Raw genomic sequence first — 12,180 nt, 5'->3', positions numbered from 1 at the left:
TCGGCTCGTTTCGACCGGGACATGCACTGCTGCCGCCCATCCCGTGAGGCGATCGGCCTCGATTGCGCGCGTCCGCAGCAGCTGTGCTGCGCCTGGGCGTACGTCGAGCGGATCGCGCGCGAGAAGGGCTTCGCCTCGTTGAAAGCCTTCGCGGTTCACCTGCTGGCCTTCTGGCCCCTCAGCGACGTGTTTTTCGCCTTCGCCGCCGCCCGCCAGATGTCGGCGCTTGCCGCGGTCTGCGCAGAGCGCTGGCACCAGATGCCTGATAGCGCTTCACGCGAGGCATACCGTGCCGATGTGGTCGGCGCTACCACCGTGTATCGGGCCGAGTGTGGCCCTGACAACCCGGCCGCATTCGTGGCCACCTTCGATATTCTCTGTGAGGCCGCCACCGTGCGGCCATGACTCTTTACGGGATAACGCGAAATGGAAGAACAGTATTCGGACGAAGAAATGCGCGAAATGCAGTACGGCCCGGGAATTCAACTGAGCGGCCGAGAGCTTTACTCGCTGCAGCCCCTTGGGCCTGAGCTCTTTCATCTGTACGTGCTCGGCCTGCGTTCGGGGATGGACGCAAAAACTGGTGTGGTCCAGATGGCCTACAGCACGCTCAAGATGAAGACCAGGCGAGAACCTCGCCCGGGGGTGGGTGGAGTCACCTACGACCGGCCGAAGATGCGCCGCATGCTGGCCGTGTTGGAAGAGGTCGGGCTCATTCATTCCTTTGATGGCGGCGCCGAGATTGCCGTGCGGTGCGTCCATGCCGAGTTGGATGGCGACGGCGATTCGGCAGGGGGGCCAGGGGCGCGCGTAATGGCTTCCTACCGCATCAATGACGCAGAGCTGGACGCGCTCTCCGGGGAGGGTGCCGACCTGTTTCAGCTGTACGTCGGTGCCATCAGGCCACGGATGGACTACAAGACCGGCGTCGTAGGCCGTCGCGTCCGCCTGTCGTATCAAGCGCTGAAGGAGTGGACGGAGCGAGCAGGGCGGTCGGGCGTGAGATTCCTCGCCCATGACAAGAGCAAGATCCAGCGAATGCTCGCTCGACTTGAGCATCTCGGGCTGCTTCGGAAGGTTGGCCGGCGTGGCGATCTCGTTTTCGCATGTCCGCTCGCCGATACGGATTCCCACGATCAAAAACAGGCCGATACGGAGTCGATACAGGTCGATCGACCCGTAAAGCCTAAGCCGCGCAAGGCTTCGCGGGATTTGTCCACAAGGAGGAAGAATCGGCAGGCCGACACACATCAGGTAACCGGTAAAACCTTAAACCCCTCTCCCCCTACCCCCCTCACGCCTGCGGCGCGATGGGGATGGCGAGATTGACCCTCCCACGCCTTGCGGCGCGTGAGGAAGGCAACCCCGACGCAACACCGATCGGCACGCATGCGCAGCAGCTCTCAGAGCAACGCCACGAGCCGGCTAAGCGCGGTGGGAGAGGGGCCTTCGGCCCGGCGATCGGATGAGGAGGTGGCAGCCGACATCGAGTTCGAGAAGCACCTCAAGTGGCCGAGGGGTCTGCCGCACCACCAGCGGGCCTTCATTGCGCGAACGTCGCGCGACCTAGGCCCGGTCCTCGCGCAACGTGTTTTGGACGAATGGCACGGCGCTAAGCAGGCCGGAATCGTCGGCCGGGATTGGCCGTACTTCAACTCGCTGGTGCGCGCGGCCAAAGAGCAGGGGGGATGCGTGGGAGACCGTCTACGCGGAACAGGTGGCAGCGGACCGCGAGCACGCGCTGCAGCAGCTGGCCGCGCAGGCCGCGCGGGAGCAGCAGTTCGGCGCCGAGATTGGCGGTAAGGCAGGACCGCTGCCGCCGGGCGGGCTGTCGCGGTTGGCAAGGACGCTGCTGCGGAGGGGGCGTATGACGCGTCGCCCCATGACTGCGGAGCAGTCCTTTGCCGAGGCCCAGGCCTGCCTCGCCGATGGCGCTGGCCGGGGCGAAGGCTGGCGCGACCGCGCGGTGTTCTGGACCGCCGTTCGGTTCGGCCTCGATGACATCCGAGCGGCGACTTGGCCCGGCGCCTCCGCTCGATGGTCACGCCTGTGGCAGATCGCGCAGCATGAACACCTGCCGCCGATTCCTGGCGTGCCCGAGGCAGAGCAGCAGCTGGCCACCGCGACGGTGGCCGAGCGCAATATCGCGCAGATGCGCGCAATGGTCGGAGGGAGGTGCAATAGATGATCGGAGAAAAGGGTGCGCGCAAAGAGCCGCCGTCATGGGTCGTTGAGCGGCTCTACTCGTGGGGCGCTTGGGCAGCACGCGGCGGCCAACGGAATGGGTACGGACCAAGCTGCCTAACCTTGGAGGAGATTCGTACGCTGCCGGTCCGTGCGTACATCCCTGTGTCCGATCCCGAATGCGAGCAAACACATGAGGCCTTGCGAAAGCTGCCGCTGGATTGGTTCCGCCTCGCCGGGTTGATCTACATCAAGCAGATGCCGGTGTATCTTGCGGCCGAGGACGTGGGTATGAGCCGCGCGCAAGGCTATCGGGTTCAAGGTCTCATCTTCAAGGGAGTCGAATTTCTCATTAGGAATCCGAGGCTTAAGGACCCACCCTTGCACCTACTATTGAAATCTTGAAAAAAGATCGATAGATTTCGGCTACGCTGTGCGATCAGTGCGTGCGGTGAAACAAGCCCGATTCGGTGAAAGCCGGTCGGCTCAGCCCCGAAGGTTCAAGCCTCGGGGCTTTTCGTTTGAGGCGGGGAATGACGGAACTGCTGGATTGGGTCGAGAAGCAGGCGCAGGAGAACATTCGGTTTCACATTCAAACGTCGGAACATTTGACGAAGGAATCGAATACCACCCTGACGTTGCTCCTTGCGGGCATCGGTGGTGCGGTCGCATACCTCACCAAACTTTTCGACACCCAGGCGGAGCTCTGGCTCGTTGCGGCAGTCGGAACGTTCGGCTTCCAGCTCATCGTGCTCGCTGCAATCCTGATCTGGTATTGCTTGAGGACGGATGTCATGTGGCCGCCCACAAGCGAACCGCAGTGCTTGTTCCGGCCGTACTTTGCAGTTGACCAGTTGCGGGAAGTTGAACTGGAGAACATTCAGACCCGGATCAACCAGGTGGTCCAACGTAACTACCGTGTGGCCACCTGGCTTGACCGGGTGCGATTCGGTGCTGTTGCAGCGCCTATCGTGTCGGCCGCGGCGGCCGTTCTGTGTACGGTTCTGGCCCGCGCCTGCTAGGTTGCGGCTGGGGGGATAACGGGCCTTGGTTCGTTGGCGTGTTTCATCTCTGACCTTTTAGTGATTGTGATTTTTGATGTCGCCGGCGCATGGCCAGCGCCTCCATTATCTCCGAGCTCCGGTCAGTAGCCGTAATCTCCCGTGACAACGCGATAAGCCCGATTCGGTGAAAGCCGGTCGGGCTTTTTCCATTGAGTTTCTTTCCTGCTGTGGTGAGACATGAATCGGTCGCAACTCCTGGTTCTTTCGAAGTTCGTGGCGAAGGGTTACGACGCGCTGTCCGTCCGTGATCTCTTAGCGTTCCGGATGGATCCGTGGAACGAAAGCAATCACGGCGAGGAGACTTTCCGAGCCCACGTGGCCGGAATGCTGCTCCGCGCGGCGGACGTGGCAGACGAACAGCAACTTCGGCGCGAAGCAGATGCCGCGCCCTCGGGCGCAAGAGCGGGCGATAGTGGCATGGCCGTGGGCACCGCGGATCCGGGTGGCCTAATCCGTGTCGAGATTGTGTGCGGCGGACCGTTGAGCTGGGTTCGGCAGGCGCTCGCTTCGACTGGTCCCGTGATCCGCGGCTCGGATGCCGAGGCTAATTCATCGGCCGCTGGCGTTGGGCGCTTCGGAACTCGTCTAGCTGCTGAAGGCCATGCCGGAGGGCATCTACGGTCTGGAACGGAAGGGAATACCCAATCCAGCCGTGCCCCGGGTGGCGAATGACCAATGCAGCGTGGTCGTTCATCTCGTCGTATGCCCAGCGCACCGGCGGATCGACCGCGACGTTTTGCATGCCTGCGATGGCCGGCGTCTCCATCGGCACGGGCGGCAGCATGTCGGCTCTGGCCAGTGACAGCAGTTCGATGTACAGCGAGAGCTGCTCCGCCGTGAAGCGCTGCTTCTGACCATTGGCGGTGATTTCGACCTGCTGCGAGCCGTCCGGCATTTCGTACGTCGACACTGACAGTTCCATGCGTTTCCCCATATTGGCGCTGGTTGATGAATGTGAGTTTCGATTATCACAGATCACCCGTGCCCGACGATTCCATGCCAACGCGAGCTCCCAAACCATGCGTCCATCCCGGTTGCCGACGTTACGCGGCCGACCGCGGCCGCTGTACCGAACACGCCCGCGAGCAGGATGCCCGCCGCGGTAGCGCCGCTAGTCGCGGGTACGACAGCAAGTGGCGGCGTGCCCGCGAGCAGTTCCTGCGCGAGAACCCGCTGTGCGTGATCCACCTGGCCGACGAGCACGTGATCGCGGCCACGGTGGTCGACCACATCGTGCCGCACAAAGGCGACGCGAAGCTGTTCTGGTCGCGTCGCAACTGGCAGGCGCTGTGCAAGCCGTGCCACGACCGCAAGACCGCGACCGAGGATGGCGGCTTCGCCAACCCGGTGCGGCTGGCCCGCCCGGCGGGCGGCGCGGTGGGGGAGGGGTAGCCGACCCCTCCCCCTGAGGGGGGGTAGGGGGTCGAATCCCTGGCCTCAACTGCCTCGGGACCGCGCGCCAGGCTCGAATTTTCGGGGGAGCAATTTTTGGGAGGGGGGGGTTAAAGAATCCGCCTCATAGGGAGCCTGAAAGACGGTCGGGGACCGTTTTGGGTGGCTCGCATGAAATGGAGCCTTCTATGGGCCTGAATGACACCGAATTGCCCGGTGGCGATGCACAAATGCCGCCGCCGCCCTCCGGTGCCGGTGATAAGCAACTGCGCTCGCCGGCGCCACCGCCTGGCACGCAGCTGAGCCCGCGTGAGCGCAAGGTCTGGGATTACATCTGCGCCGCGCTGCGCGATTCGGGCTTGCCGCACCTGACTGCCGGCATCGCGATCGCCGTCGTGTGCAAGACCTTCATCCGCTGGGTCAACACCGAGCTCGAGCTGCAGAACTTCGAAGCGTCGAACGGCGGCACTTACTTCATCAAGACCAAGACGGGATTCGATCAGCCGCACCAGCTGTTCTACGCGGCGGCGAGCCTGAAAAAAGGAGCTGCTCACATGGTTGCCCGAGAGCTGCCTGACGCTGCCGTCCTCGGTGATGGCCCGGGCGAAGCTGGGCGACGAGGGACAGCAGGACGATCTGTTCGGGGACCTGCTGGCGCACGCAACCGCCGAACGCAACGCCGCGCGAAGGCCCGCCGGACAAAAAAGCACGTCGACCGTCTGACGGCGGCGGCCGGCGAGCTGCGCGAGTGGGACATCCACTACGGCTTGCCGGTGCTGCGCGGCGATATCGTCGTCGGCGAATACGTGTACCTGGCCGTCGAGCGCCACTACCGCGACCTGGCCGACGGTCACAAGCGCGGCCTGTGGTTCGATCCCGATGCCGCCTGGCACGTGATCCGCTTCATCGAGACCTTCTTCGTCCATATCAAGGGCACGCTGGCCGGCCAACCGATCCTGCTCGACCCGTGGCAGAAGTTCTGGACCGCTGTCCTTTACGGTTGGAAAACCGACGAAGGCCTGCGCCGCTTCAAGCGCGGCTATGAAGAGGTCGCCCGCAAGAACGGCAAGAGCACCTGGAAAGGACCGCAGGGCGCGTACCTGTTCATGATGGACCAGGAGGTCGGCGCGGAAGTCTACGCGGTGGCGACGACGCGCGAGCAGGCGATGTCGGTGTTCAAGCCGGCCTTCGACAACATCCGGCGCTGGTCGCGGCGATCGCGTGGCGTCAAGCGGTCCTTCACCATCCACGAGGGCGTCAACCAGGAGAAGGTCGCCTTCGACAGTTCGGTGTTCAAGCCGCTGCCGGCGAATGCCGAATCGCTCGATGGCTTGAACCCGCACGCCATCCTGTTTGATGAGCTGCACGCGCAGAAGTCCGCCGATGTGTGGGAGGTGATGGAGTCCGCGCTAGGCGCGCGCGAGCAGCCGCTGCTGTCGGCTATCACCACGGCGGGCTTCATCCTGGACGGCGTGTGCACCGACATGCGCCGCTACCTGATCGAGGTGCTGAAGGGCGAGCGCGACGACGATGCGTTCTTCGGCTACGTCTACACGCTGGACGACGGCGACGACCCGTTCGACGAAGCGGTCTGGCCGAAGGCGAATCCCGGCCTGGGCATGTCCAAGCGCTGGGACTACATGCGGGACATGGCGCGCAAGGCGGCGGCGCTGCCCAGTGCGCGCACCAACTTCATGACCAAGGATCTGAACCTCTGGGTCAACTCGGCAGAGGGATGGATCGAGCCGGCGGTGTGGGACAAGGGCGCCAAACGCTTCGACCCGGCCATCCTGCGCGGGCGCCGCTGCTACGGCGGGCTGGACCTGTCGTCCACGCAAGACTTGACCGCGTTCGCGCTGGTGTTCCCGCCGCCTGATGACGAGCCGGACGGCGAGTGGTACGTGCTGGTCTGGACCTGGTGTCCGCAGGAGAAGGTCGACACGCAGGAGGCTGACGATCGCGCCAGCTACAAGCGCTGGGTCAAGGAAGGTTCGCTGATCGCCACCGAGGGCAGCGTCACCGACTACCGGCCGGTCAAGGCCAAGGTGCTGGAGGCATGCCGGCTGTATGACGTGGTCGAGGTCGGATTCGACATCTGGAACGCAACGCAGCTAGCCAACGAGCTGCAGGAGCACGACGTGCCGATGGTCGCGGTGCCGCAGAACACCGGCGGGATGTACCCGGGCGCCAAGAAGTTCGAGGAGGTCGTCTACGCCAAGCGCATGCGCCACGGTGGCAATGCGGTGTTGCGCTGGGCGGTCTCGAACGTCTCGCTGCTGTACGACACCAACGGCAATTTCCGCCCGGACAAGAAGAAGTCCAAGGGCCGCGGCCGGATCGATCCGGCGGTGGCAACGATCATGGCGTTCAGCCGAGCCGCGGTAGGCGGTGACGGTGGGGCGCCCGATGGGATCTGATATGAGCCTGTTTCAACGACTTGGCGCGGCGGCCGCGGCATTCCGCTCGCCGCTGGTGGCGAGCACGCAAGCATCGCCGACCAGCGGCACGGCGCCGGCTGAGCCGTGGCTGGTGCGGCTGTTCGGCGGCGGCAAAACTCGCGCCGGCCAGTACGTGAGCCCGGATTCGGCGCTGCGCGTCTCGGCGGTGTACGCGGCAACGCGAATCCTGGCCGAGTCCATGGCCAGCCTGCCGATCAGCGTCTTCCAGTTCAAGGGCGGCCGCCGAACCCGCGTGCAACAGCACAACCTGGTCGGCTTGCTGCACGACTCACCGAACCCGAACAATACGGCGTTCGAGTTCTTCGAGATGGGGCAGGCGCACCTGTGCCTGCGCGGCAATGCTTACGCCTTCATCGAGGGTAATGGCAAGGGCGAGATCGAGGGGCTGTATCCCCAGCATCCCGACAAAGTGATCGTGCGTTATGACCGGGATCGCAATCTGTTCGTCTACGACATCGACGGCGAGCAGAACATCCCGGCGCGCCAGGTGCTGCACGTGCGCGGCTTCTCGCTCGATGGTCTGGTCGGCCTGGCGCCGATTGCGCTGGCGCGCGAGACCATCGGCAATGCGCTCGCGGCCGAGCAGCTCGGCGGGGAGGCCTTCGCCGAGGGCTTCGTGCCGCCGGTGGTGCTCGAGGTTGCCGAAAAGGCCGGCAAGGACCAGCGTGACACCTACCGCAAGCAATGGGTGGAGCTCACGTCGGATCGCCGCCGCGGTCCGCCCGTTATCTCCGGCGGCACCAAGCTGCATACCCTGCGGGTCTCGATGGCCGACCTTCAGTTCATCGAGACGCGGCGATTCAGCATCAGCGAGATTGCGCGGTTGTTTCGCGTGCCGCCTCACATGCTCGCCGATCTGGAGCGGGCCACGTTCAGCAACATCGAGCAGCAGTCGCTCGAGTTCGTCAAGTACACGCTGTCGCCCTGGATCAAGCGCTGGGAGCAGCGCCTGAACCTGACGCTGCTCTCCGGCCGGGAGCGAGAGCTGGGCATCTACATCAAGTTCAACGTCGACGCTTTGCTGCGTGGCGACATCAAATCGCGTTTCGAGGCCTACAAGATGGGCGTGGAGGCGCGGATTCTCAACGCCAATGAATGCCGGGATATGGAGGACCGCGACGCCTACGACGGCGGCGACCAGTTCTGGGCGCCGCTGAACATGGCGCCGGTCGATGTCCCGCGGCAGGTCAAAGGAGGAAATGCCGCATGAAGTATCCGCTTCTCGCCTCGCTGGTCTTCGGCCAGGCGCACATGATCGACCCCGGCAAGCTCGACATCATCCTGGCGGTGCTGGGCGATCGCATGGGCCTGACCATCGAGGGCCTCCGCGCTCACGGTCTTGGCGCCTGGCACGACAACGACGACCCGGTCAAGGACGGCACCGATGTCGAGGCCTCCCGCGGCAAGGCGTGGGCGGACGCAGGCCGCGGCGTCGGTGTGCTGGACGTGAGCGGCACGCTTGTGCATCGCGCCTCCAGCATGGACGCGATGTCCGGCCTGACCAGCTACGCGCAGCTGTCGGCCAACTTCGCCGGCATGGTTAGCGATCCGGACGTGGGCCACATCGTGCTCAACATCAACTCGCCGGGCGGCTCGGTCAACGGGGCCTTTGACTTCGCCGACGAGATCTATCACGCGCGCGGCGTCAAGCCGATCACCGCGATCGTGGACGACCGCGCCTACTCGGCCGCCTACGCGATCGCCAGCGCGGCCGAGGAGATCATCGTCTCGCGCACCGGCGGCGTGGGCAGCATCGGCGTCGTCGCCGCCCACATGGACCGCAGCGCCCTCAATGAGCGCGCCGGCGTCAAGGTGACCTACATCCACGCCGGCGCCCGCAAGGTCGACGGCAATCCGGATGCGCCGCTGTCCGACGATGCGCGCGCCAGCCTCCAGGCGGAGGTGGACCGCATCTACGGTCTGTTCGTGGAGACGGTGGCCCGCAATCGCGGCGTGTCTACCGACGCCGTGCGCGGCACCGAGGCGGGCACCTTCATGGGCGCGGCCGGCGTGACGGCGGCGCTGGCTGACAAGGTGATGGCGCCGCGCGACGCGCTGCGCGAGATCGTGGCGCGCTACCAGCCCGCGCCGACCGCTTCAACCGGCCGCTACCTGCGCGCCGCGACCGCCATGCGCGTGCGCATGGTCTGAACCTCCCCGCATGGGGTATCTGAGGCCGCCGATCTGGCGGCCTTTTTCATTTCGACATCCGAGAAGGAACCAGCATGAAAGACTTGATGACCCTGCTGCAGGAGCGTGCGGGCGTGCAGGCAGCGATCGCCGCCTTGGCTGACAAGGAGAAGGGCGGCGCCGCGCTGTCCGCCGAGGAAGTGGCCGAGTTCGGCAAGCTCGAGGCGCAGTTCGACACCCTGACGGCGCAGATCGACCGCCTTCAAGCCGCCGAGCGCATGGCCGCCGCCGTCGCAAAGCCCCTGAGCGGCTCCCTGCCGGCGCAGCCCAAGCAGGCCGGCCGCCAGGCCGGTGAGGCGCTCGGCATTATCGTGCGCTCGCTGGTGTCGGCCGGCGGCGACCCGCGCGCCGCGGCGCACTTCGCGGAAACGCACTGCGGCGCGCCGGACATCGCCGCGGCGCTGAACACTGGCACCGGCTCGGCTGGCGGCTTCATCGTGCCGCCCGGCTATGTGCCCGAGGTGATCGAGCTGTTGCGACCGGCCAGCGTGGTCCGCAAGATGGGCGCCCGGACCATTCCGATGCCGGCCGGCACGCTGACGATGTCGCGCCATACCGCGGGCTCGAGCGCCAGCTACGTGACCGAGGGCACCGACATTCCGTCCAGCCAGCCGGCGTTCGGGCCGCTGAAGCTGTCCAAGAAGAAGCTGGTGGCACTCGTGCCGGTTTCCAACGACCTGATCCGCTTCAGCTCGCCGAACGCGAACGACCTGGTGCGCGACGACGTCGTGCAGGGCATCGGCACGCGCGAGGACCAGGCTTTCATCCGCGACGACGGCACCGAAGATACGCCGATCGGCTTGCGCTACCAGGCGGCGGCCGGGGCGCTGATTCCGGCCAATGCCACGATCACTGTGCAGAACGTCAAGAACGACCTGGGCAAGCTCGAACTGGCGCTGCTCAACGGCAACGTCAAGATGCTCAAGCCGGGCTGGATCATGTCGCCGCGTACGCTGGTGTTCCTGCAGAACCTGGTCGATGGCAACGGCAATCATGTGTTTCCGGAGATCGCCGCGGGTCAGCTGCGCAACAAGCCGTATGCCGTGACCACCAGCATCCCGGACAACCTCGGGGTGGGCGGCGACGCCTCGGAGATCTATCTGGTCGACTTCAACGACGCCATCATCGGCGAGGCCACCGGCCTGATTATCGATATCTCGAAGGAAGGCAGCTACATGTCCAATGGCCAGCTGGTGTCGGCCTTCAGCCGCGACGAAACGCTGGTGCGTGCCATCACCGAGCACGACTTCGGTATGCGCCACATCCCGTCGGTCGCGGTGCTGACCGACGTGAAGTGGCAGCCGTAAGCCGGCCACCTCTGCATGGCGGCCGGGCGAGTCCGGCCGCTGCATTCTGACGCTCATATCAAGGATCGAGCATGAAGATCATCAAATTCCTGGCGCGGGTGTCGCCGTACCAGCCGAACGAAACCGCCGGCTTCCCCGACGAGGTGGCCAAGTCCTACGTCGACGCCAAGAAGGCCGAGTACGTGAACGCGGGCAAGGCCGGCAAGAAGGGCGCCGCCACCAGCGAAACCGATGCCGGTGCCGGCGGCAGCAAGGACGAGACGGCGACCGGCGCGCCGGAGGCATAAGCCATGCGGCTGATCACACCGCCGCAGGGCGAGCCGATCAGCCTCGAGGCGGCGCGGCAATGGGCGCGGGTGGACGAAGCAGAGCCCGACGAGATTGTCGCGCTGTGCCTGCAGGCTGCCCGCGAGAAAGCCGAGCACACCACCGGCCGCCGGCTGCTCACGCAGACCTGGGCCATTCCGGTGACCGCCGGCCAGCGAGTCGCGCTGCACGGGCTGATGCCGGTGCAGGAAGTCAGGCAGGGCGGGGCGGTGGTGCCGCATTCGGCCGACCTGCCGGCGGAGGTGTTGGCGCCATCTGATGGCGAGCTCGAGGTCAAGTGCGGCTTCGGCGGTGCCGACGACGTGCCGTCGGCCATCAAGATGTGGATCCTGCAGCGGCTGGGGTACTACCTCGAGAACCGTCAGAGTCTTGTGGCGGCGGCCGGCGTTGGCACGCAGCTGGAGCCGCCGCGCGACTTTGTCGATGGACTGCTCGACCCCTTCATCGTGCCGAGGTGCTGAATGAATTTCCCGCATATCGGACAGCTGAATCGCTCGGTGACGCTGCGTCGTCGCACCGACCTGCCCACCGACGACCTTGGTGTTGCGCCGGCCTTCGATGGCCAGGTGCAACGCTGGGCCAAGCTGGAGCCGGTAGGCTCGGCGGTCTACGCCGGCAGCGTGCAGATCGACGCGGCTATCACGCATCGGGTGTACCTGCGCGCGATCGCCGGGATCTCCACCGCGCATGAGGTCGTCTGTGCCGACCGTGTCTATCGAGTCAAGCGCGTGACCGATCTGCAGGGCGCGGGGCGTTTCACTGTCCTTGAGGTGGAGGAGTTGGGAGATGCCTGACGACGCGTTCTACATGCACATCGAAGGCTTCGAGGGCTTCGACAAGGCCATTGACTTCAATAAGCGCAAGGTGCGCGCTGCGATGCGCAAGGCGGGCCGGCTGGTGGCGGGCCAAGCCAAGGTGAACGTGGCGCTGGCGCGCGGTGCGGAGGGCTATCCGGCGGTGCGTACCGGCACGCTGCGGGACAGCATCGACTTCAAGCTGAGCCGCTCCGGTTTCCTCGTGCGCGTCGCGCCGAAGAAAACCTCGGCGATGCCGGCGCCGTACTTCGTGTATCTGCACTACGGCGTCAAGCGTGGGGCTAAACGACGCAAGGACCACAAGGCCCAGCAGGCCGGGCCCTGGCGCATCAAGCCGCGGGCCAACTACATGGCCGATGCCCTGCAGGACCGATCCGACCAGGTGAGGTTGATGCTGCGGCAGGCCTTGGCCGACAGCCTCGAGATCAAATAACCCAGCCCG

The 12,180-nt window shown here is 65.4% G+C and carries 15 protein-coding genes; 14 read left to right on the top strand and 1 reads right to left on the bottom strand.

All coding sequences use genetic code 11. From position 1 onward, the window contains the following. Window positions 1-21: 21 nt before the first annotated feature. From OJJOAM_RS04960 to OJJOAM_RS04940, 5 genes are all read left to right on the top strand, one after another. Complete coding sequence (locus OJJOAM_RS04960) at window positions 22-405, top strand: hypothetical protein (protein ID WP_422649060.1); 384 nt, start codon at window positions 22-24, stop codon at window positions 403-405. A gap of 21 nt (window positions 406-426) precedes the next feature. After that, window positions 427-1,329: a hypothetical protein gene (locus OJJOAM_RS04955; protein ID WP_422649059.1), complete on the top strand. Its 903-nt coding sequence runs from the start codon at window positions 427-429 to the stop codon at window positions 1,327-1,329. 388 nt (window positions 1,330-1,717) lie between these two features. Beyond that, window positions 1,718-2,188 (top strand): hypothetical protein, encoded by a 471-nt coding sequence (locus OJJOAM_RS04950; RefSeq protein ID WP_422649058.1) that lies wholly within the window; start codon window positions 1,718-1,720, stop codon window positions 2,186-2,188. A gap of 161 nt (window positions 2,189-2,349) precedes the next feature. Continuing rightward, window positions 2,350-2,589, top strand: coding sequence for a hypothetical protein (locus OJJOAM_RS04945; RefSeq protein ID WP_422649057.1), 240 nt, complete (start codon window positions 2,350-2,352; stop codon window positions 2,587-2,589). Window positions 2,590-2,717: 128 nt separating this feature from the next. Next, on the top strand, window positions 2,718-3,206 hold the full coding sequence (locus OJJOAM_RS04940; RefSeq protein ID WP_422649056.1) for a hypothetical protein: 489 nt from the start codon (window positions 2,718-2,720) through the stop codon (window positions 3,204-3,206). A 586-nt stretch (window positions 3,207-3,792) separates the two neighbouring features. Here OJJOAM_RS04940 and OJJOAM_RS04935 read toward each other — a convergent pair. Continuing rightward, the gene (locus OJJOAM_RS04935; RefSeq protein ID WP_422649055.1) at window positions 3,793-4,170 is read right to left on the bottom strand and encodes a hypothetical protein; all 378 of its coding nucleotides are present in this window, start codon (window positions 4,168-4,170) and stop codon (window positions 3,793-3,795) included. 26 nt (window positions 4,171-4,196) lie between these two features. On the opposite strand from OJJOAM_RS04935, the gene OJJOAM_RS04930 reads away from it, so the two are divergent. The 9 genes from OJJOAM_RS04930 to OJJOAM_RS04890 all read left to right on the top strand — a co-directional run bounded on the left by OJJOAM_RS04930 (window position 4,197) and on the right by OJJOAM_RS04890 (window position 12,171). Then, window positions 4,197-4,640 carry an HNH endonuclease gene (locus OJJOAM_RS04930; RefSeq protein ID WP_422649054.1) on the top strand — a complete coding sequence of 148 codons (444 nt, stop codon included), beginning with the start codon at window positions 4,197-4,199 and terminating at the stop codon, window positions 4,638-4,640. 188 nt (window positions 4,641-4,828) lie between these two features. Further along, complete coding sequence (locus OJJOAM_RS04925) at window positions 4,829-7,057, top strand: terminase TerL endonuclease subunit (protein ID WP_422649053.1); 2,229 nt, start codon at window positions 4,829-4,831, stop codon at window positions 7,055-7,057. A gap of 1 nt (window position 7,058) precedes the next feature. Continuing rightward, window positions 7,059-8,309, top strand: a complete 1,251-nt coding sequence (locus tag OJJOAM_RS04920; protein WP_422649052.1) for a phage portal protein — start codon at window positions 7,059-7,061, stop codon at window positions 8,307-8,309. Further along, entirely contained in the window at window positions 8,306-9,250 is a 945-nt protein-coding gene (locus OJJOAM_RS04915; RefSeq protein WP_422649051.1) for a S49 family peptidase, read from the top strand. The genes OJJOAM_RS04920 and OJJOAM_RS04915 overlap by 4 nt, the downstream gene beginning before the upstream one ends. Before the next feature lie 74 nt (window positions 9,251-9,324). After that, on the top strand, window positions 9,325-10,596 hold the full coding sequence (locus OJJOAM_RS04910; RefSeq protein ID WP_422649050.1) for a phage major capsid protein: 1,272 nt from the start codon (window positions 9,325-9,327) through the stop codon (window positions 10,594-10,596). A 71-nt stretch (window positions 10,597-10,667) separates the two neighbouring features. After that, window positions 10,668-10,883 carry a hypothetical protein gene (locus OJJOAM_RS04905; protein ID WP_422649049.1) on the top strand — a complete coding sequence of 72 codons (216 nt, stop codon included), beginning with the start codon at window positions 10,668-10,670 and terminating at the stop codon, window positions 10,881-10,883. 3 nt (window positions 10,884-10,886) lie between these two features. Further along, the gene (locus OJJOAM_RS04900) at window positions 10,887-11,384 is read left to right on the top strand and encodes a head-tail connector protein (RefSeq protein WP_422649048.1); all 498 of its coding nucleotides are present in this window, start codon (window positions 10,887-10,889) and stop codon (window positions 11,382-11,384) included. Continuing rightward, window positions 11,385-11,717, top strand: a complete 333-nt coding sequence (locus OJJOAM_RS04895; RefSeq protein WP_422649047.1) for a head-tail adaptor protein — start codon at window positions 11,385-11,387, stop codon at window positions 11,715-11,717. It begins immediately after the preceding gene. Then, the gene (locus tag OJJOAM_RS04890; protein ID WP_422649046.1) at window positions 11,710-12,171 is read left to right on the top strand and encodes an HK97 gp10 family phage protein; all 462 of its coding nucleotides are present in this window, start codon (window positions 11,710-11,712) and stop codon (window positions 12,169-12,171) included. The genes OJJOAM_RS04895 and OJJOAM_RS04890 overlap by 8 nt, the downstream gene beginning before the upstream one ends. Window positions 12,172-12,180: the final 9 nt, after the last annotated feature.

It is taken from the genome of Cupriavidus sp. H18C1 (genome assembly GCF_049311595.1).
Taxonomy (GTDB): domain Bacteria; phylum Pseudomonadota; class Gammaproteobacteria; order Burkholderiales; family Burkholderiaceae; genus Cupriavidus; species Cupriavidus cauae.
The sequence above is the reverse complement of the archived record's forward strand: the minus strand, read 5'-3'. Positions and strand labels throughout refer to the sequence as shown.

Coding starts and splice junctions, on each gene's coding strand:
- OJJOAM_RS04960 (WP_422649060.1), top strand. CDS start 22: ATGCACTGCTGCCGCCCATCCCGTGAGGCGATCGGCCTCGATTGCGCG.
- OJJOAM_RS04955 (WP_422649059.1), top strand. CDS start 427: ATGGAAGAACAGTATTCGGACGAAGAAATGCGCGAAATGCAGTACGGC.
- OJJOAM_RS04940 (WP_422649056.1), top strand. CDS start 2,718: ATGACGGAACTGCTGGATTGGGTCGAGAAGCAGGCGCAGGAGAACATT.
- OJJOAM_RS04935 (WP_422649055.1), bottom strand. CDS start 4,170: ATGGAACTGTCAGTGTCGACGTACGAAATGCCGGACGGCTCGCAGCAG.
- OJJOAM_RS04930 (WP_422649054.1), top strand. CDS start 4,197: ATGAATGTGAGTTTCGATTATCACAGATCACCCGTGCCCGACGATTCC.
- OJJOAM_RS04925 (WP_422649053.1), top strand. CDS start 4,829: ATGGGCCTGAATGACACCGAATTGCCCGGTGGCGATGCACAAATGCCG.
- OJJOAM_RS04920 (WP_422649052.1), top strand. CDS start 7,059: ATGAGCCTGTTTCAACGACTTGGCGCGGCGGCCGCGGCATTCCGCTCG.
- OJJOAM_RS04915 (WP_422649051.1), top strand. CDS start 8,306: ATGAAGTATCCGCTTCTCGCCTCGCTGGTCTTCGGCCAGGCGCACATG.
- OJJOAM_RS04910 (WP_422649050.1), top strand. CDS start 9,325: ATGAAAGACTTGATGACCCTGCTGCAGGAGCGTGCGGGCGTGCAGGCA.
- OJJOAM_RS04905 (WP_422649049.1), top strand. CDS start 10,668: ATGAAGATCATCAAATTCCTGGCGCGGGTGTCGCCGTACCAGCCGAAC.
- OJJOAM_RS04900 (WP_422649048.1), top strand. CDS start 10,887: ATGCGGCTGATCACACCGCCGCAGGGCGAGCCGATCAGCCTCGAGGCG.
- OJJOAM_RS04895 (WP_422649047.1), top strand. CDS start 11,385: ATGAATTTCCCGCATATCGGACAGCTGAATCGCTCGGTGACGCTGCGT.
- OJJOAM_RS04890 (WP_422649046.1), top strand. CDS start 11,710: ATGCCTGACGACGCGTTCTACATGCACATCGAAGGCTTCGAGGGCTTC.